15 protein-coding genes are annotated in these 19,523 nt (G+C 59.6%); 13 read left to right on the top strand and 2 right to left on the bottom strand.

The genetic code is table 11. The features are described from left to right. Nucleotides 1–76 precede the first annotated feature (76 nt). Together acpP and rnc are read left to right on the top strand one after the other, a co-directional pair. Entirely contained in the window at nt 77–310 is a 234-nt protein-coding gene (gene acpP, locus ACQRD3_RS08800) for an acyl carrier protein (RefSeq protein WP_080908566.1), read from the top strand. A gap of 2 nt (nt 311–312) precedes the next feature. Further along, entirely contained in the window at nt 313–981 is a 669-nt protein-coding gene (gene rnc, locus ACQRD3_RS08795) for a ribonuclease III (RefSeq protein ID WP_427781055.1), read from the top strand. A 46-nt stretch (nt 982–1,027) separates the two neighbouring features. On the opposite strand, the gene ACQRD3_RS08790 is transcribed toward rnc, so the two are convergent. Together ACQRD3_RS08790 and ACQRD3_RS08785 are read right to left on the bottom strand one after the other, a co-directional pair. Then, nucleotides 1,028–1,717 carry a TIGR01906 family membrane protein gene (locus ACQRD3_RS08790; RefSeq protein ID WP_427781053.1) on the bottom strand — a complete coding sequence of 230 codons (690 nt, stop codon included), beginning with the start codon at nt 1,715–1,717 and terminating at the stop codon, nt 1,028–1,030. Beyond that, complete coding sequence (locus tag ACQRD3_RS08785; RefSeq protein ID WP_427781051.1) at nt 1,714–2,352, bottom strand: lysoplasmalogenase family protein; 639 nt, start codon at nt 2,350–2,352, stop codon at nt 1,714–1,716. The genes ACQRD3_RS08790 and ACQRD3_RS08785 overlap by 4 nt, the downstream gene beginning before the upstream one ends. A gap of 132 nt (nt 2,353–2,484) precedes the next feature. Between ACQRD3_RS08785 and smc the strand changes: the two genes are divergently transcribed. The 11 genes from smc to ACQRD3_RS08730 form a co-directional block, all read left to right on the top strand. After that, nucleotides 2,485–6,078 carry a chromosome segregation protein SMC gene (gene smc / locus ACQRD3_RS08780; protein WP_427781049.1) on the top strand — a complete coding sequence of 1,198 codons (3,594 nt, stop codon included), beginning with the start codon at nt 2,485–2,487 and terminating at the stop codon, nt 6,076–6,078. 62 nt (nt 6,079–6,140) lie between these two features. Further along, nucleotides 6,141–6,392 carry a hypothetical protein gene (locus ACQRD3_RS08775; RefSeq protein WP_080908562.1) on the top strand — a complete coding sequence of 84 codons (252 nt, stop codon included), beginning with the start codon at nt 6,141–6,143 and terminating at the stop codon, nt 6,390–6,392. 33 nt (nt 6,393–6,425) lie between these two features. Beyond that, entirely contained in the window at nt 6,426–7,325 is a 900-nt protein-coding gene (gene ftsY, locus ACQRD3_RS08770) for a signal recognition particle-docking protein FtsY (protein WP_080908561.1), read from the top strand. A 46-nt stretch (nt 7,326–7,371) separates the two neighbouring features. After that, nucleotides 7,372–8,088, top strand: coding sequence for a ribonuclease PH (rph, locus tag ACQRD3_RS08765; RefSeq protein WP_080908560.1), 717 nt, complete (start codon nt 7,372–7,374; stop codon nt 8,086–8,088). A 4-nt stretch (nt 8,089–8,092) separates the two neighbouring features. Then, nucleotides 8,093–8,692: an XTP/dITP diphosphatase gene (locus tag ACQRD3_RS08760; protein WP_427781046.1), complete on the top strand. Its 600-nt coding sequence runs from the start codon at nt 8,093–8,095 to the stop codon at nt 8,690–8,692. Then, nucleotides 8,676–8,981: a ribosome assembly RNA-binding protein YhbY gene (yhbY, locus tag ACQRD3_RS08755; protein ID WP_143476730.1), complete on the top strand. Its 306-nt coding sequence runs from the start codon at nt 8,676–8,678 to the stop codon at nt 8,979–8,981. Before ACQRD3_RS08760 ends, yhbY begins: the two co-directional genes overlap by 17 nt. Before the next feature lie 37 nt (nt 8,982–9,018). Continuing rightward, a complete protein-coding gene (gene nadD / locus ACQRD3_RS08750) occupies nt 9,019–10,218 on the top strand; it encodes a nicotinate (nicotinamide) nucleotide adenylyltransferase (RefSeq protein ID WP_427781044.1) in 1,200 nt (399 codons plus the stop codon). A gap of 10 nt (nt 10,219–10,228) precedes the next feature. After that, nucleotides 10,229–11,758 (top strand): LCP family protein, encoded by a 1,530-nt coding sequence (locus ACQRD3_RS08745; protein WP_427781042.1) that lies wholly within the window; start codon nt 10,229–10,231, stop codon nt 11,756–11,758. Nucleotides 11,759–11,779: 21 nt separating this feature from the next. Then, nucleotides 11,780–12,142 carry a ribosome silencing factor gene (gene rsfS / locus ACQRD3_RS08740; protein ID WP_080908556.1) on the top strand — a complete coding sequence of 121 codons (363 nt, stop codon included), beginning with the start codon at nt 11,780–11,782 and terminating at the stop codon, nt 12,140–12,142. A 253-nt stretch (nt 12,143–12,395) separates the two neighbouring features. Continuing rightward, nucleotides 12,396–15,473 carry an EAL domain-containing protein gene (locus ACQRD3_RS08735; protein ID WP_427781039.1) on the top strand — a complete coding sequence of 1,026 codons (3,078 nt, stop codon included), beginning with the start codon at nt 12,396–12,398 and terminating at the stop codon, nt 15,471–15,473. 272 nt (nt 15,474–15,745) lie between these two features. Further along, the coding region (locus tag ACQRD3_RS08730) for a response regulator (protein ID WP_427781037.1) at nt 15,746–19,523 on the top strand (3,778 nt) is incomplete at its 3' end.

Raw genomic sequence — 19,523 nt, 5'->3', positions numbered from 1 at the left:
CCTTGACAGGCAGGGAGAGATTGCCTATTATCATAATGCTTAGAAGCAGTACGACAAGATGGGAGTTCGATTTGCAATGATTTTTGAGAAAGTGGCCAAACTTTTGGCCGAACAGTTCGGCCTGGAGGCTGACGAGATCACTGAGGAGACCAGCTTCGAGGATCTGGGCGCCGATTCTGTGGATATCGTGGAGCTGTCCATGGCTCTGGAAGAGGAGTTCGACATCGAGGAGATGGGAGAGGAAGACCTGAACACCATCCTCACCGTGGGTGATTTGGTGAATTACCTCCGGAACAAACTGGACGAGTGAATATGAAGACATTGGAGGCCAAGCTGGGCTACTCCTTCCGGGACCGCACCCTGCTGGAAAACGCCCTCACCCACAGTTCCTTTGCCAACGAGAACCGGGGCAGTCTGGGCAGCAATGAGCGCCTGGAGTTTCTGGGCGACTCCGTGCTGGGCATGGTGACGGCTGATTTTCTTTACAAAGAGCATCCGGATCTCCCGGAGGGAGATCTGACCCGCACCCGGGCTGCTCTGGTGTGTGAGGAGAGCCTGGTGGAGGTGGCCGACCTGCTGGATCTGGGGGCTTACCTGAAGCTGGGCCGGGGGGAAGAGGCCGGCGGAGGCCGGGAGCGCCCCTCCATCCGCGCCGACGCCGTAGAGGCCGTGCTGGCCGCCGTCTACCTGGACGGGGGACTGGCCGAGGCCCGGAAGATCGTGCAGCGCTTTATCCTGGACAAGGAGAGCGAGAAGAGCGCCAGCCGGGACTACAAGACTGCGCTTCAGGAGCTGGTACAGCGGGAGAGCGGCCGTGTGCTGACTTACCGCCTCACCGGCGAGAGCGGCCCAGACCACGCCAAGACCTTTTCTGTGGAGGTGGAGCTCAACGGAAAAGCTGTGGGCGCGGGCTCGGGGCACAGCAAGAAAGAGGCCGAGCAGATGGCGGCCAAGGCGGCCATCGCCCATTTGGGAGCATAATAACAGGGCCGGGGACACCACGGTGTCCCCGGCCCTTCCTGCGTGTTTACAGGAGTTTTGCCGATTCATAGACCGATTTCGGCGAGCGCCGCCAGTGGAGCCATTCGCACACCGCCGTCAGAAGCGCGCCTTCGCCGAAGGCAAGGGCCGCGACGACTGCGCCGCACCGGGCCCAAAAGGCCTCCGGGAGAATGAGGATGATCTCGTCGGTCCGCCAGTCGAAGATCCAGTTGCTCTTCCCCGGGAAAAAAACCGTGTGGAAGGCGGTGAAGAGGCTTTCAAAGTCCACAAGCGCCCAGCAGAGAAGGGCCAGAAGGACCGCCGTCATCCCGACAAGGGCCCAGAAGGCGGGACTGCGGCCGCAAAAGCGGTGCAGGGAGATCCGCTTTCCCCACCGGAGCGCACCCAGCAGGAGCAGCCCAGCGGCGGAGACGCCCAGAAGAGCGAAATCCAGCCGGAACAGGACCCGGCAGTCGGCAAAGTGGGCCCTTCCGCTCTCCGACCACTTCAATTTGCCGGTGCCGAAGGGGGCATTTCCCACCAGATAGTCCATCACCTGGTCGTAAGCCCCTCGGATGGTCTCCTCGTCCCAGCCGGTGTTCTCTGTCAGATCCAAGGCGTCGATCTGGGCGTAGTAGAGGGGGCGGCAGAGGATGGGGACGGCGATGGCCGCCGTCAGAAGAAAAAGAGCCAGCAGGAGGGAGCAGAGAGCGGAGAGGAATTTGGACGGTCTCATGGGGATTCTCCTTTCAGCCGCTGGGAGAGGACGATGAGGACTTGGGAGGGGAGGTAAAAAAACCACATCCCCACCCGGGTGAAGGCGGGGAAAAGACCCAAATTCCAGCCTCCCACGCACAGATCGCACCCCACAAAGAGCAGCAGGCCGAAGGCGAAGCGCCGCTGCTTGCGGTCAAAGGGATGCAGGGAAAAGGCCTCGGCGGTGTTGACTGCCAGGTTGGCAAAGTAGAACACGGACAGGCCAACCACGGGATCCCGGCGGCCCGGCAGTGCTCCAGCGGCCAAGGCGGCCAGGCGGAGTGCCAGACCCCAAGGGCAGAGACGGTTCCCACGGAGGCGTAAGAGGCGCAGAGCGTAGAGAAGCTGGACCACGGAGAAGAGAGCCAGGCCCAGCAGGTAGTGGTCGTCCCGCACCAGCAGAAACCAGTCTGACCCAACCGTGAAGCCGAGGGCCAGGGCCACCAGCCGTCCGTCCAAGGAGACGGCTCCAGTGCAGGCGGTGGCCAGGCAAAGACAGATGGCCGCGAACTTGACAGGGGTGCTGTCCGCCATTCGGGTCAGATCCAGAAAGAGAAAGACCAGCCAGAGAGCTTCGGCAGCCGCCGGAAAGATTTGTTCCCGATACCGTGTCACACGTCCGAACCTCCCCGCCGCAATGGGTGGATTTACGGCTATGATACCACAGGAATGGAAATAAGACAAGAAACCCGGGAAAACAGTTTGCAATGACGGAGAAAAATTGATATAATATTTTATTCATAACCTTTGACGAAGCGAGGTGGGACCGTGTACTTAAAAGCACTGGAGATCCAGGGATTCAAATCCTTTCCGGACAAGACTGTGCTGACCTTCGGAGAGGCGGTGACCGCCATCGTCGGCCCCAACGGCTCCGGAAAATCAAATATCTCCGACGCCATCCGCTGGGTCATGGGGGAGCAGTCCACCCGGGCGCTCCGGGGCGGCAAGATGGAGGATGTCATTTTCGGCGGCACCGCCCGGCGCAAGCAGGTGGGTTTCGCCGAGGTCTCACTGGTGCTGGACAACACAGGGCATATCTTCCCCCACCTGGAAGAGAGCGAGGTCATGGTCACCCGGCGCTATTACCGCTCTGGGGAAAGCGAGTACTACATCAACCGCCGTTCGGTCCGTCTCAAGGATGTCAATGAGCTGTTTATGGATACCGGCCTGGGCCGGGAGGGATACTCTATCATCGGCCAGGGCAAGATCGACGAGATCCTGTCGGTCAAGTCCGGGGACCGCCGGGAAATCTTTGAAGAAGCTGCGGGCATTTCCCGCTACCGCCACCGCAAGGAGGACGCGGAGCGGAGGTTGGAGCGCACCGAGGAGAATCTCACCCGCATCAACGACAAGATCGATGAACTGGAGCTCCAGGTGGAGCCGCTGCGGGCGTCCGCCGAGAAGGCCAAAAAGTTCCTCATCCTGCGAGACGAGCTGCGGGGGCTGGAGATCTCCCTCTGGCTGGAGCAGTTGGAGCGGGTGCGCACCGGAGCTATCAAGCTCTCCGCCGACTATGAAAACGCCGTCCGCCAGAAGGGGGAGGCCCAGGCGGAGGTAGAGCGGCTTTACGCCGCCGCCGAGGAGCTCTCTGCCCGGATGCACCAGAAGGAGGTGGACGCTGAGGGCGTCCGCTTCACCATGATGGGCCGTCAGGCCGACGCCAACGAGTGTGAGAACGCCATCGCCGTTTTGAGGGCCAACATTCAGAACGACCTGGAAAATGCGGACCGTCTCCGCCGGGAGCTGGAGGCCCAGGAGGGACGGACCGGCTCCGTGGATCAGCAGATCGCCCAGCGCAAGGCCCGGCTGGAGGAGATCGGGACGGAGCTGGCCGCGCTGGGCGCCCGGCTGGAGGGTTTCCGGCAGGAGTCCGACGATCTGAGTCGTTCGGCGGGGACGCTGGCCGGAGAGATGGAGGCCCTGCGTCAGAAGGAGGCGGTGGAGACCGCCTCCGCCGCAGAGGCCAGGGCCCTGCTCTCCGCGCTGGCCGCCGCCGCCCAGGAAGTCATGGACCGGGACGAGGCGGTGCGGCAGGAACTGGCCGCGGGCGAGGAGCGTCTGACCGCCGCCGAGTCCGAGCGGGACGGGGCTCAGAAGGAGCTGGAGCAGGCCCGGGAGGACCGGGACTCCCTGCAAAACATCATCAGCGGCTATGCCATGCGCCTGGAGAGCCGGAACCGGAAGGCTCAGGAGGCCGAGGAACAGCAGGTCAAACTCCAGATGGAGGAAAACGCCCTCCAGTCCCGGATCCACATGCTCGCCGAGATGGAAAAGCTCTACGAGGGCTATTCCAAGGCCGTCAAGCTGGTGATGGGAGAATCCGGACGGGGACAGCTGAAGGGCATTTTGGGCCCGGTGGCGGGACTGGTGCGGGTGGAGAGCGCCTACACGGTGGCCATCGAGACCGCCCTGGGCACCGCCATGCAGAATATCGTGGTGGATCGGGAGGAGGACGGCAAGGCCGCCATCCAGTATCTCAAGCGCCGGGACGGGGGCCGCTGTACCTTCCTGCCGCTGAATGCCGTCCGCCCCGCCGAGTTTCGGGACACCGCCGTGGCCCGGGAGCCCGGCTTTGTGGGCATGGGCAGCGAGCTGGTGGAATTTGACCGCCGCTATGAGGCGGTGGTTTCCTCCCTGCTGGGCCGCACGGTGGTGGCCCAGGACATGGACGCCGCCATCGCCATTGCGCGGAAATACAACCACAGGCTGAAGATCGTCACCTTGGATGGGCAGGTCCTGAATCCCGGCGGCTCCATGACCGGCGGTTCGGCCTCCCGCACGGCGGGCATTCTGAGCCGCCAGGGCGAGCTGGAACGCCAGCGGGAACAGGAGACGCTCCTGCGGGATGCGCTGGCATCCGCCGGGAAGAAGCTGGAGGAGGCGCGCCGGGAGGCTGCCGCAGCCCAGTATGAGATGGATACGGCCCGGGCCCAGCAGCGCCGGCATGAGGATGACATCCTGAAGCTGGAGGAGCGGGTGCGCCACCTGACCGGGCAGATGGCCGACCAGCAGCTCCGCCGGGACGGGCTGAAGGAGGAGTTGGAGCAGCTCTCCCGCCGGGCAGAGCGCACCGAGGAGGATACGGCGAATGCCCGCCGGCGCATTGAAGAGCTGGAGGGCTTGGCCGCCGCCCTGCGGGCCGAGGCCGAGGGCAAGGCGAAAGGCCAGAGCGAGCTGCGGGAGAAGGGGGAGGCCATCGGGACCCGCATGGCTGAACTCAGCGCCCGCAAAGCGGCCCTGGAGGCGGAGGAGCAGGCGCTGGGGCAGGCCCTTGGGGAGCTGGAGGGTCTGCGGGCCGATCTGGCCGGAGACCGGGCCGACCGCGTCCGGCGGATCGAGGAGCTGAATGCCCGGAGCGAAGAGCTGAATGGCCAGATCCGGGATCGGGAGGAACAGCTCCAGTCCATCCGGGCCGAGAGCGACGCCCAGCAGGCGGAGATCGCCCGGCTCAATCAGGAGAAACTGGAACTGGAGGGGCAGCGCAACCAGGCGGACAAGGCCAGCCGGGACAAGAACAGCGAGCTTCTGGCCATGGAGCGGGAGGTCTCTGTTCTCGAGCAGAAAAAGACTGCGGCCGAAATGGAAGAAAAGCAACTTCTGGACAAGCTGTGGGAGAGCTACGAGCTGACCCACGAAGCTGCCCGGGCCCAAAAGGTGGAGCTGGAGAGCGTCGCCCGCGCACAGCGCCGGGTGGCGGAACTGAAAAAGGCCATCTCCGCGCTGGGCAACATCAATCTGGACGCCATCGAGGAGTTTGCCCGGGTCAACGAGCGATACACCTACTTTACCGACCAGCGGGACGACGTGCGCAAAGCCAAGACTGAGCTGGAGAAGATCATTGCCGGGCTCACCGGGGAGATGGAGCGGATCTTTGCCCAGCAGTTTGCCAAAATCAACGAGGCCTTTCAGCAGACCTTCCAGGAGCTCTTCGGCGGCGGCAAGGCCGCGCTGGAGCTGGACGATCCGGAGGATCTCCTCAACTGCGGCATTGAGATCCGGGTCCAGCCTCCGGGCAAGACGCTGAAGGTCATCACCCTGCTTTCCGGCGGAGAGAAGGCCTTCGTGGCCATTGCGCTGTACTTTGCCATTTTGAAGGTCCGCCCCACGCCCTTTGTGGTGATGGACGAGATCGAAGCGGCGCTGGACGACGCCAACGTAGAGCGCTTTGCCCGCTATCTGCGGCAGATGTGCGATCATACCCAGTTCATCGTCATTACCCACCGCCGGGGTACTATGGAGGAGTCCGACGTGCTCTACGGGGTCACCATGCAGGAGCAGGGCGTGAGCCGGATTCTCACCATTGACCTGGGCAGCATGGAGAAGGAACTGGAAATTCAATAGCGCGATCCGGGCCGAAGCGGCGCGGCCTTCCAAAAAGAGAGACGCCGCAATGAGAGAGGCGTATGAAAATGAAATGGGGCAACAATCAAAAAATTGGGTGGATCATGCTGGGCGCGGGAATTATGCTGGGCCTGGCGGGCGGATTTTTTGAACACAGGCCGCTGCTGGTGACGGGAATTTTGGTGTGCTTTTCGGGGCTGGTGCTTCAGGCATTCCGGTTCCGCTGTCCCCGCTGCGGCCGGGGCGTGGCAACCGATCGCTACGGCGGGGGGCAGAAGTGCCCTCACTGCGGCGCAGAGCTGGATCAGCCCTGAAAACCAGAGCTCAGCCGGGAAAGGAATCAATCAATGGGTTTTTTTGAGAAGATCAAAGCGGGCCTGGCCCGCACCAAAGAGAACATCGGCCACTCCTTCGATCAGCTTTTTGCCGGAGAGCTGAACGATGACTTTTACGACGAGCTGGAGGAGACGCTGATCCTCTCCGACATGGGGGTGGATACCGCTTTGGAGGTCAGCGAGACCCTTCGCCGCCGGGCGAAGGAGGAGAAGATCAAGTCCGCCCAGGAGGCCCGGCGGGCCCTGCGGGAGATCCTCACTGACCTGCTCACCGTGGGAGACGGAGACCTGGCTCTGGACAAGCCCCCTGCCGTCTGCCTCTTCATCGGGGTCAACGGCGTGGGAAAGACCACCACCATCGGCAAGCTGGCCGCCCGGCTCAAGGGGGACGGCAGGCGGGTGCTCATGGCGGCGGGGGACACCTTCCGTGCCGCAGCGGCCGACCAGCTGGAGATCTGGTCCCAGCGGGCGGGGGTGGAAATCGTCCGCCAAAACGAGGGGGCCGACCCCGCCGCCGTAGTCTTTGATGCCCTCACCGCCGCCAAGGCCCGCTCCGCCGACGTGGTGCTGGTGGACACGGCCGGACGGCTGCACAACAAGCAGAACCTCATGAATGAGCTCAACAAGATCAGCCGGGTCATCGACCGGGAGCTGCCGGGGGCCAGCCGGGAGACGCTGCTGGTGCTGGACGCCACCACTGGGCAGAACGGTCTCATCCAGGCCCGCCAGTTCCAGGAGAGCGCCGGGCTCACCGGCGTGGTGCTCACCAAGCTGGACGGCACCGCCAAGGGCGGCATCGTGGTGGCAATCGCCAGGGAGCTGGGGGTGCCCGTGAAGTTCATCGGCGTGGGGGAGAGCGTGGATGATCTCATGCCCTTCGAGCCGGAGAAATTCGTGGAGGCCCTGATCTGAACCAAAACCACCGTGCCGGGCAACCGGCTGTTAGGAGGAATTTGACATGTCCCGCATTGACGGAAGAAAAAATGATGAGCTGCGCCCCGTGGAGATCACCCCGGGGATCAACAAATTTGCGGAGGGCTCCTGCCTGATCCGCTGCGGTAACACCCATGTGCTCTGCTGCGCCAGCGTGGAGGAGCGCACGCCGCCCCACGTCCCCGAGGGGGAGGGCTGGGTGACCGCCGAGTACTCCATGCTGCCCCGGGCCAACCGGGAGCGCTCCAAGCGGGACATCGCCAAGCTGAAGCTCTCCCCGCGGAGCGCCGAGATCCAGCGGCTGGTGGGGCGCTCTCTCCGGGCGTGCGTGGACATGAAAAAGCTGGGGGAGCGGTCCATCACGGTGGACTGCGACGTGCTCCAGGGTGACGGCGGCACCCGCACCGCCAGCGTCACCGGCGGTTATGTGGCCCTGGCGCTGGCCTGCCGGAAGCTGGTGGCGAACGGCGTGCTGACGGAGAGCCCCCTGGTGGGTACGGTGACCGCCGTCTCGGCGGGCATCGTGGACGACGAGCTGCTGCTGGACCTCTGTTATGAGGAGGACTCCTCCGCCCAGGTGGACCTGAACTGCGTGATGACCGGCGGGGGAAAGCTGGTGGAGCTCCAGGGCACGGGTGAGGGCAGGGCCTTCACCGTGGAGGAGCAGCGGGCCCTTGTGGAGTTGTGCGCCAAGGGGATCCGGGAGCTTCAGACCGCTCAGAAAGCGGCCCTGGGAGGTTGAGATCATGAAGATGGTATTGGCCAGCAAGAACACCCATAAGCTGATGGAGATGAAAGCCATCCTCGGCCAGCTGGGGGTCGAGGTGGTACTGGAGTCCGACGTGGGCGTGGATGTGGACGTGGAGGAGACGGGGGAGACCTTTGAGGAGAACGCCGCCCTCAAGGCCAGGGCGGTGATGGAGGCCACGGGGTTACCCGCCATTGCCGATGATTCCGGCCTGTGCGTCGCCGCCCTGGGGGGCGGACCGGGGGTCTACTCCGCCCGCTACGGCGGCGAGGGGCTCACCGACGCGGACCGTTATCAGCTGGTGCTGGACGGCCTGCGGGGAGAGCTGGACCGGAGCGCGAAGTTCGTCTCCTGCATCTGCTGCGCATTTCCCGGCGGGGACACGATCACGGCCCGGGGGGAGTGCCCCGGCGTCATTACCTACGCCCCCCGGGGAGAGGAGGGCTTCGGCTACGACCCAGTTTTCTTCCTGCCGGAGTATAAAAAGACCTTCGCCCAGATGACGGCGGAGGAGAAGAACGCCGTATCCCACCGGGGACGGGCGCTCGCAAAATTCAAAACAGAATTGGAGAATTATCTGCATGGAACTGACCAGTAAACAGCGCGCTCAGCTCAGGAGCATGGCCAACAGCATGGAAGCTGTGGTCCACATCGGCAAGGGGGATCTGGGAGAAAACCTGATCCGCCAGACCGATGAGGCCCTGGAGGCCAGGGAGCTCATCAAATGCCGGGTGCTGGAGACCTCGGGGTTCTCACCCCGGGAGGCTGCCGAGGCATTGGGCCGGGCCACCCGCAGTGAGGTCGTCCAGGTGATCGGAACAAAATTTGTTCTGTATCGTCAAAGTCACAAAAAGGATAAAAAGGATAAGATCGTGCTGTGTAAATAAACGGGCGGACTGAAATCGGACGGGAGGAGTGCCGGAAATGAAGATCGGTATTTACGGAGGAACCTTCAATCCACCCCATTTGGGGCACATGACTTCAGCCAGACTGGCGATGGAGATGCTGGGCCTGGATCGGCTCCTGTTTGTTCCGGCGGCCATTCCGCCGCACAAGGCGCTGCCGGAGGGATCGCCCTCCCCCGAGGACCGGCTGGCGATGACCGTGATCGCCGCCGACAGTCTGCTGCTGCGGGACAAGGTTGCGGTGGACGACCTGGAGCTGCGCCGGGAGGGAAAGAGCTTTACGGTGGACACCCTGCGCCAGTTCCGGGAGGAGTACCCCGGCGACGAGCTCTGGTTCCTCATGGGCTCCGACATGCTCTTTTCCCTGCCGGACTGGCACCTGCCGGAAGAGATCTGTGCCTTGGCCGGCCTGGCAGCCTTTGCCCGGTCGGAGGGAGACGAACCGGAGCGGATGGAGGTACAGGCGGAGCAGCTGCGGGCGGACTACGGGGCCAGGGTGACGGTGCTGCGGCTGCCCGAGGTGGTGGAGGTGTCGTCCACCCGGCTCCGGGCGCAGCTGGCCGGGGGGGAAGGGGCGGAGTTTCTGCCGCCCTCCGTGTACGGATACATTCTGCGCATGGGACTTTACGGCACCCATAAGGACCTGAGGCACCTCACCGATGCAGAACTGCGCGCCTGCTCTCTCTCCATGGTCTACGCCAAGCGCCACGCCCACATCCTGGGGGTGGAGGAGGAGGCGGTCCGGCTGGCTCGGCGCTGGGGAGCCGACGAGGAGCTGGCCCGCCGTGCGGGCATTCTGCACGACTGCACCAAGTATCTGGAGCTGGAACAGCAGTTGCAAATCTGCGACGAATATGGTATTGTTTTGGATGATTTGGAGCGGATCTCGGTAAAGCTCCTCCACTCCAAGACCGGGGCGGCACTGGCCAGGCATCTCTACGGGCAGCCCGAAGAAATCTGCCAGGCCATTTTTTGGCATACCACCGGGAAAGCGGATATGACCCGGCTGGAAAAAATTATTTATCTGGCCGACTACATGGAGCCCAACCGGGATTTTCCCGGCGTGGAGGAGCTGAGAAAGCTCTGTTATGAGGACTTGGACGCCGCCCTGCAGATGGGGCTGGAGATGAGCATCGAGGAACTCAGAGAGCGGGGCGTACCCATCCACAGGAACACCCAGGGGGCACTGGAGTGGCTGCTGGAACATCGGAAAGGATAATTGACCGACTATGAGTCAACAGAGAGAAAACAAAGGCGGGAAACGCCTGACGGGAAGCGGAAGCGACAACGGAACGGCCCCCAAAAAGGCGAAACCGCAGCGTACGGGGAGGGAGCTGGTCCTCCACCGGGTCTATGTGGGGCTGACCATCGCGGCGGCTGTGATCGTGGCGGGGTTTGTCCTTTGGAATATTTTCTTTACGCCGCCCGAAGTCAACACCCCCAGCCGTCCCATGACCACCACCATGGTGGATGAGGAGGGACACGAGGTCGAGGTGGAGATCCCCGGTCTTTCCGCCGGACGGAAGAAGCAGTTTTATACCTTCCTTCTGGTAGGACGTGACACGGGCGGCGGCGGCAACACGGACACCATGATGCTGGTGGCTTACGACGTGCCCAGCCAGAAACTGAGCGTGCTGTCTCTCCCACGGGACACCATGGTGAACATACCCTATGACATCAAGCGGCTCAACGGCGTATACAACTACGCCGGCGGCGGCGACAAGGGGATCGAGGCGCTGGACCGGGAGATCAGCCAGTTGGTGGGCTTTCAGCCCGATTTCCAGGTGGTGGTGGAATGGGAGGCCTTCGGCAAGCTGGTGGATGCCATCGGCGGGGTCAATTTTGACGTGCCTTTCCGCATGTACTACAACGACCCCTCTCAAAACCTGAAGATCGATCTTCAGAAGGGCTATCAGCTCCTCAACGGCGACCAGGCCATGGGCCTGATCCGGTACCGCAAGCAGAGCGACGACTCCGGCCATGTCACCGGCGGGTACGCCAACGGAGATCTGGGGCGCATTGAGACCCAACAGGCCTTTATGAAGGCGGTCATCGCGCAGTGCCTGAAGATGGACAAGCTCCTGACCAACCTGGGGGAGTATATCACTATTTTCCAGGAGAATGTCAAGACCAACATGACAATCTCCAACCTGGCTTATTTCGGAAAATCCGCCCTCACCGGGCTTGATATGGACAATGTGGAGTTCTATACCATGCCCAACACGGGGAAAATGGTGTGGAGCCGGAGCTATCACAGCTACCAGTCCTATGTGGTGCCCAACGCGGATGAGCTGGTGGCGCTGGTAAACGAGCATTTTAATCCCTATGAGGACGACTTGCGGAAGAGTGAATTGGACATCATGTATGTGAATAAGGACGGTACCATCGGCTCCACCACAGGAAAGGTCGAGGACGCCAAGGCCAACTCCGGGGGCCAGCGCGCGCCCAGCGACGGCTCGGCCAAGCCTGTGGAGGACGAAAAGGATATTGTGGTGACGCCCACCCCCACGCCTGAGGAAAAGCCCGTCCATTCCGCAGGGACAGGGGATGGGGGAGCTGTGGCCCCGCCGGAGGCCAGCCACAGCGTCTCACCCAGTCAGGACCCGGTGGTGGAGAGTCAGGCTCCGGAGGTCAGTGCGCCTGCGGCGACTACCCCGGCACCCACAGCTGCACCCACAGCTGCACCCACAGCTGCTCCCACCGCGCCACCGGCAACCGCGCCTGCGGAGGAGGAACCTCTTCTGCCGCCCGGCGCATAAGAAGAAAGGAAGAATGCCTGTATGACACCGAAAGAAACAGCCCTGCTCCTGGCGAAAGCTCTGGACAGCAAAAAGGGTATGGATATCAAAGTCCTGGAGACCGGCCGTTTGACCACGCTGGCCGACTATTTTGTGATTTGCTCCGCCACCTCCACCACGCAGATCAATGCTCTGGCAGGGGCCTGTGAAAAGGCCATGAAGGAGCAGGCGGGGGAGGATCCTCATCACGTGGAAGGCCATCGCGGGGGCACCTGGGTTTTGCTGGATTTCTCCGCGGTCGTAGTCCACATTTTCAACGAGGAAGCCCGGGAGTTCTACGATCTGGAGCGCCTTTGGAACGACGCGATTCCCCTGGATCTGACCGGAATTCTCGTTGAGAACTGACTGATTTGTATGGGGCGTAAGGCACGGCCTGCGGCTTTCCGTTTTGTGCGGGAGGCCGCAGGCCGTGCCTTTTAATGGATGACAGCGCTCTAGAGATGTAATTTAACTGGCTTTTTCTTGCCTTTTTGACCAAAATGTGGTATGTTAACCTTGCTAAATTTTCTGTTTTTCAGCATGCAAACCGCCAGAGAGAAAGAGTTGGGAATTTGCCTGGGGCAGAGCCCGGGAGAATCCCTGGATTGCGGGTGAGGAAATGACTTCCAGAAAAACAGTCCTTATTGTGGAGGACAATCTGGTCAGCCGCAGGCTCCTGAGACAGATTTTGCAGGACGACTACGATGTTTTGGAGGCTGAAAACGGCAGAGAAGGACTGGAATGTCTGAGGAACCAGGGTGATCGGGTTAAAGCCGTCGTCCTGGACCTTGTGATGCCCATTATGGATGGATACTCCTTTTTGTCGGAGGTTCGGGGAGAGGCGGAGGGGCGGAGCCTGCCAATCATTGTCTCCACCGGCGCGGAGGATGGCGAGGCGGAGAGGCGTGCGCTTCAACTGGGGGCCTGGGATTTTGTGCCCAAGCCCTACGAGCCGGAGATTTTGAAATTTCGGCTGAAAAATGCGATCGAGCGGAGCCAGATAGCTCTGTTTCACCAGTTGAAGTACATAACAGAGTTTGATCCCATGACTGGGATCTATCAGAAAGCAAAATTCTTTGCGATGACCCGTGCAATGCTTTGCGCGGGCCATGCGGAGCGTTTTGCTTTTTTTCGTATGGATATTGAGCGGTTTCAACTGGTCAATTCATTTTATGGGACGCAGACAGGGAACCGGCTGCTCAAATTTATGGCTCAAAGGCTGCGGGAGACGGTTTCCGGGAGTACAAAGGGGACTTACGGAAGAATGGAGGCGGATGTGTTTGCCGCGTGTATTTCATGTCCCGGAGAAAGAGAGGCCATCGAGTTTGTTGAGCGGTGCAAAACGGAATTGAGAAAGTTTGAGCTGGATTTCAATTTGATGCTTACCTGCGGGATCTATTGGATCCGGGATCCCCGGGAAGAACCCAGCATGATGCTGGATAAAGCCGGGCTGGCAGCCAAACGGGTCAAGGGCAACTACATCAAGAATTACGCCTTTTATGAGCCGGAAATGAGCCGTGCCATTCGGGAGGAGCAGGAGATCACCAACAAGATGGCCTCCGCACTCAGCCGGGGAGAATTTCAAATCTATTTTCAGCCGAAATACAATCTGACCACAAACCGTCCGGAGGGGGCCGAGGCGTTGGTTCGCTGGATGGATCCGCTGAAGGGCAAGACGCTTCCCGGAGTGTTTATCCCGATTTTTGAGCGAAATGGGTTTGTTTCCCATCTGGACTTTTATGTCTGGGAACAGGTCTGTGCTTTGCTGCGCAGGTGGATCGAGGCGGGGATCCAGCCTCTCCCAATTTCGGTCAATGTCTCCCGGGTGAATATCTATACTCCAAATCTGGTGGAGCGCATCTGTGCGCTTACGGAAAAGTATGGGATTCCCAACCGGCTTCTCCAGCTTGAGCTGACGGAGAGCGCCTATACCGATGATCCCGAAGTCATGATGGATACCATAAAAGGTCTTCAGGAGCAGGGGTTTTTGATCCTGATGGACGACTTTGGAAGCGGATACTCCTCTCTCAATGTGCTCAAGAACCTGAATGTTGATATTCTAAAGCTTGACATGAAGTTTTTGGCCGATGCGGAGATCCCGGGGCGTGGGGAGGACATCGTCTCTTCGGTGATCCGCATGTCCAAGCGCCTGTGTCTCCCCGTAGTTGCCGAGGGAGTGGAGAAGGGGGAGCAGGTGGAATTTCTTCGGGAGATCGGCTGCGATTATGTGCAGGGCTACTATTTTGCCAGACCGATGCCGGTGGAGGAGTATGAAAGCCTGCTTAAAGGGGGCATGCGGCTTCCGACTATGGAAGAGAAGAAAGTTTTTGCCGGGAAGGAGCTCTGGAAGCCGGATCCGCAGGTGGAAGATCTGTTTTTTAATGCGCTGCAGGCAGTGGCCATCTATGAATTTTCCGAGCGTGGGCCGGAGTTGCTCCGGAGCAACCGGGCCTATCAGGAGCTGATGGGACCCGAACGCCCTTCCGAGGACAGCCGGGATCCCCTGTGTCTGGTGCGCGGAGAATATCGGGATCACGTTATGGGGGCTTTCCGGCAGGCAGTGGGCACAAAGGGGGCCGCGGAGTGTGAATACCTGCAGAAAAACGCCGCGGAAAAACCGATGTGGGTGGATCTTAAACTGAAATACATCAGCCGGGTCGGGGAAAAGCATATCCTCTTTGGGAGCCTTTCAGATATCAGCACACAGAAGGAACTCGATTTGGAGCTGCAGAAATATCGGATGATCGTCCGCTCCAATTACAGTGATTCCGGGAAAATGCTGATCGTGGATGGCAAGGAGATCAACCGGGATATTCTGCGGATGATCTTTCAGGAGCGTTTTACGATTCTGGAAGCGGAAAATGGCAGGGAAGCACTGAGCGTTTTAAAGGAAAATGGAAATTATGTGGACATCATCCTTCTGAATCTGGTGATGCCTGTAATGGACGGCACGGAGTTTTTAAAAGTGAAACGGGTCAGCCCGGAGCTTTCAGAAATTCCAATCATTATTATTACCGCCGACGAGACCGCGGAACGTCAGGTAAATATGCTGGCTCTGGGCGCCAACGACTACATCATTGAACCCTTTGTGGAGGAGATTGTGGTGCGCCGGGTCAACAACGTTCTGGAGTCCAACCGAAGGTTTCGGGAAATTTTGCGGGAGTACGACACGGTGGCCAAGCAGGCCCGGACAGATCCACTCACCGGCATCAGCAATCGCACCATTGCCGAGCAGCTGATTGGCCACGTCCTTTTCAACCAGCCGGGGAAGCTCCATGCGCTTTTGATGCTGGATGTTGACAATTTTAAGAGCATCAACGACACATACGGCCACGCCTGTGGAGATGAAGCCCTGTCTTATCTGGCTGGAAAACTGACCGCGTTTTTCCGGAAGGGAGACATTATCGGCCGCTTTGGCGGAGATGAATTCTGCGTGTTTATGGTCGGAATTCCATCGCCGGAGCTGGTCGCGGCAAAATGCGCCGCATTTTGCCGGATGTTGGCCTCGGAACCGGCTGACGGGCTCCCCGTGCCGATCACCGTCTCCGTTGGGGCGGCGCTCTCCAGTCAGGGAGAAAACAGCTTTGACAAGCTGTACCAAAAAGCAGATCAGGCTTTGTATCATGCAAAGCGGCGGGGGAAAAACCGTGTGGCGGTCTACGGCCGGGAAATCATGCTCGAAGAAGAGAATCCATAAGTCTATTTTAAATATTCAACAGTCATTGTGGGCTGCCGGAGATTTCTGCACAAGAGCGGAGGGCTCAAAGGAACGGACGATGTCTTTGGCAAAGACGGTAGAAGGTTGATCCGCAGGACCCGGATCGGGTACAACGGGTGAAAAATATGGAAAAAATAGAAAACTGGAAAAATTATGAAGCGTGTTTCGGTAAGTGCCCCTGGGCGTTTTGTGTTTTGATCCCAGAGCCCGGAGAAAAGGGAAAACTTCGGATCCAGTACGCAAATCAGGCAATGGCGGCTTTGGCGGGCCTGCCTGCATCCCAGCTCTGCGGTGGTTTTTTCCGTACCTTTTTTCCTGCGGCCGGACTTGCGTGGCAGGAGCTGTGCGGAAAGACGGCGGCGGAGGGGACAGAAGGGCGGCTGACCGACTATACGATCCTGCCCGGACAGCGGGTGCGGATGCGCTGCTACCAGCCTGCACCGGGCAGCTGCGCGTGTTGTCTGGAAGTGGACGGGGAGGAGCCGGATCAGAATCAGCCGGGCGCGGCGGACGGAGGTACAGCGGTCTATCGGGTCGGGGAACGGCCGGAGCTGATCTATATCTCTCCCGGTGCGGCTGCGCTGACCGGGCATACGCCAAAGGAATACCAGTGCTTGGCAAAAGAGGATGCACTTTTTTCCTGCTGGCCCGGAGAACGGGAGACGGCCGAGAGCTTCCTGATGGATGCTTGTGGGGAAGAGCCTCCGCATACGGGGGCCGTGCTTTGGCTGCGGCACCGGAATGGGACGCCGGTCTGGGTTCAGGCCAGAGGAAGAGTGATTGGAACAGACGGAAAGGCGCCGCTGCTTCAATTCAACTTCCGAAATGTTGCGCTGCCAAATAAAATGAAGCAGAACATTTTGACGCATCAGGTGATCTTTGACCTGGCGGTGAACAGTGAGGATGTGATTGTCTGGACGTACAATCCTGCTACGCACACTCTGTATGAGACGGAGAGCTCCCGAGCGGTGCACCCGGGGACAGCAATGGAGACCCCGGATTTTGTGGAGCAGTCCATTCGGAGCGGCGTCGTCAAAGCGGAGAGCGTGGACGCGTTTCGGGAATTGTACCGCCGGGTCGAGGCGGGGGAGCCGGAGGTCTCCGGGGACATCTGGTTCGCCCGGCGTGACGGCAGCGGCTGGTGGTGCGAACGGATCTGGTATACGAACCTGCTGGACGACAAGGGAAACTGCTCCCTCTCGATCGGCGTTGGGAAAAACATTACGGATGTTCTGCGAAACAAGGCGGAGCGGCAGCAGATGGAGATGGCGCTTTCCTTTACTTCCATTGTGCTGTGCTCTTATAATGTCAAGCGGGATGTATTTACCAGCTTCAGCCCCGGAGCGGAACGGATCGGGTTGGGGACCCGGCCTGGAGAAGGATATATGGATCGGGTGAAGAGAGGATATGTGATGCCCGACAGTGTCCAGGACTATATCCATCTATATCAGGCGCTGGGACGGGGGGAGAAGACGGCTTCCGCCGTGATCCACTACGACCCTGCAAAGACGAGCGGCATAGAGTGGCTGAAACTGAATTATTCCGCAATTTATGACAGCAAGGGCCATGTCGAGATGGGGGTAGCTGTGGGCGAAGATATCACCGAACTGATGTGTGCCCGCCGAAAGTTCGAATGGGAGAAACGGGAGCTGGAAGGGCTCCAAAGCGACACGCTGCTCAGCAAGTACAAGATCAATCTTACGAAGAATACTTTGGAAAACTGCATGCACAGCGACCGGCTGATTCCCCTCCGCCCGGAAAACGGTTATACCGAGTGGGTGGAGTCGGCGGCAGTTCGGGGTGAGACTCAGGAAATGCGGGACGCGCTGCGCTGGAAGCTGAGTCCGCAAAACCTCACCTGGCTGCACGAGATGGGGGCAGGACCGCTTCAGGCGGAATACCGGCTCCAAATGGCGGATGGACGATATTCCTGGGTCAGAACCACAGTGCGGTGCGAAAAGGACCCTGAGACAGGCGACCTCATGGGTTTTATGAGTACCTGTGACATCAATGGGGAAAAGCAAATGGAGATGATCATCAATCGGATCCTGGACCTGCACTTCGAATTCCTGGGACTGCTGGATCTGTCCACACAGCAGATTACCAATTATCACCATTCAAAATTGGGAGCGCCGCTGGGGAGCAGCCGGGACGTCGATTACTTCAAGGATGTCTCCGACTTTGTAGAGCGGTTTTTGCCGCCCGAACTTCGAAAAGATGCATTCACTGCTTTCAGCATTCCCCAGCTGTGCCAGGCGCTGGCGGATCAAGATTCTCACAGTATCGTCTTTCCTGCCTGCGAACAAAGTGTAAGAAGAATTAAAAAGTGGCAATACATGTACTTAGATCAAAGCCGCACGGTGATCGTGGTGATAAGGACCGATATTACTGATATTACTTTGGAACAGGAACGGCAGCAGCAGGCGCTGCGGGAAGCCCTGATCCAGGCAAAGCAGGCCAGCAGGGCAAAGACCCAGTTCCTTTCCCGCATGAGCCACGAGCTGCGCACGCCTATGAATACCATCATCGGGATGTCTGAGGTGGCGGCTCATACGCTCAACGATCCCAAACGGGCTGGAGCCTGTCTGGACAAGGTGAAGATGTCTGCGCATCTCCTGCTTGCCCTCATCAATGACATTCTGGATATGAGCAGGATTGAAAGCGGGAAAGTCCTGTTGAAAAGTGAGGAATTCAACTTTAGGTCTTTCCTGCGCGGGGTCAACGATATTGCTTTGGAGCTGGCAGAGGAGAAGGGCGTGGCATACACCTGCCTTCAGGTGGGGTTTCTGGAAGAGACATATGGGGGCGATGTGCTCAAATTGCAGCAGATACTGCTCAATCTGCTGTCAAACGCCATCAAGTTTACGCCGCAGGGTGGTAAAGTACAGCTTCTGGTTTTTCAAAAGGAAGCCGAAAAAGAAGGGAAAGCCCGCATGTGCTTTACGGTAAGCGACACCGGCGTTGGGATAGAAGAGGCGTTTCTCCCCAAGCTTTTCGAACCCTTTGAACAGGAGGGCCCCAAGCGGACTGGGACCTGCGGTGGGACCGGCCTGGGACTGGCGATCTGCAAATGTTTTGTGGAAATGATGGACGGGACGATTGGAGTCAGCAGTATTGAAGGGGTGGGAAGCAAATTTACCGTGGAGGTCACGCTGAGTTCCGGCATGAAGGCACTCCGTCGGGCCAATCAGGCGGGAAAAAAATGTTGGGATGGCTTTTCGGCTCTGGTGGCCGATGACGAGGCCGTCATCTGTGAGCAGGCCGTAGGCCTCCTTTCCCAGTTGGGTTTTCAGACAGAGTGTGTGGCCAGCGGCTTTGATGCGCTGAAAAAAGTAGAGCTCCGCGGGGGGCAGGGGAAGCCGTATGACCTCATCCTGATGGACTGGCAAATGCCTGGGATGAACGGGCAGGAAGCCGCTCGCCGGATTAGACCGATCACAGGCTCCGGGACAGCCATTCTTTTGATGACTGCGTACGATAGAGACGATTTGGCGGAGGAGAGCTGGGAGTCCGGAATCGATCAGGTGATCACCAAGCCGATCTTTAAGGCGACACTGGGTATGGCGCTGGAACAGTTTTACCTTCGAAAGGAGCGGGAGCGGCAGGAGTGTGGGCCCAGAAAGTATGATTTCAGGGATCGCAGGATTCTGCTGGTGGAGGATCATGCGTTGAATGCAGAGGTTGCCAGCCGCCTTTTGGCCATGAAGGGCTGTACGGTGGAACGTGCAAAAAACGGAGTGGAGGCGATTGAGGCGATCACTCTGTCTCCGCCGGGATTTTTTGATGCGGTTTTAATGGACGTTGTGATGCCTGTCATGGATGGGCTAACTGCCGCGCGGGCCATCCGCCAGTTGAAAAAAGAGAAGGCGCAGACAGTCCCGATCCTTGGCATGAGTGCGAATGTTTTTGAAGAGAACGAGGAAAAGTCCCGGGAGGCCGGGATGAATCTGTTTTTGTCCAAGCCTATCGACCCGGAAGTTTTGTACCAGGCTCTTGAGCACTGTTTCCGGGGGGAGGATCGGGAGAGAC

It is taken from the genome of Candidatus Pseudoscillospira sp. SGI.172, assembly GCF_050313575.1.
GTDB lineage: Bacteria > Bacillota > Clostridia > Oscillospirales > Oscillospiraceae > Vermiculatibacterium.
Note: the sequence above shows the minus strand (reverse complement) of the source record. Positions and strands in the feature narration are given on the sequence as shown.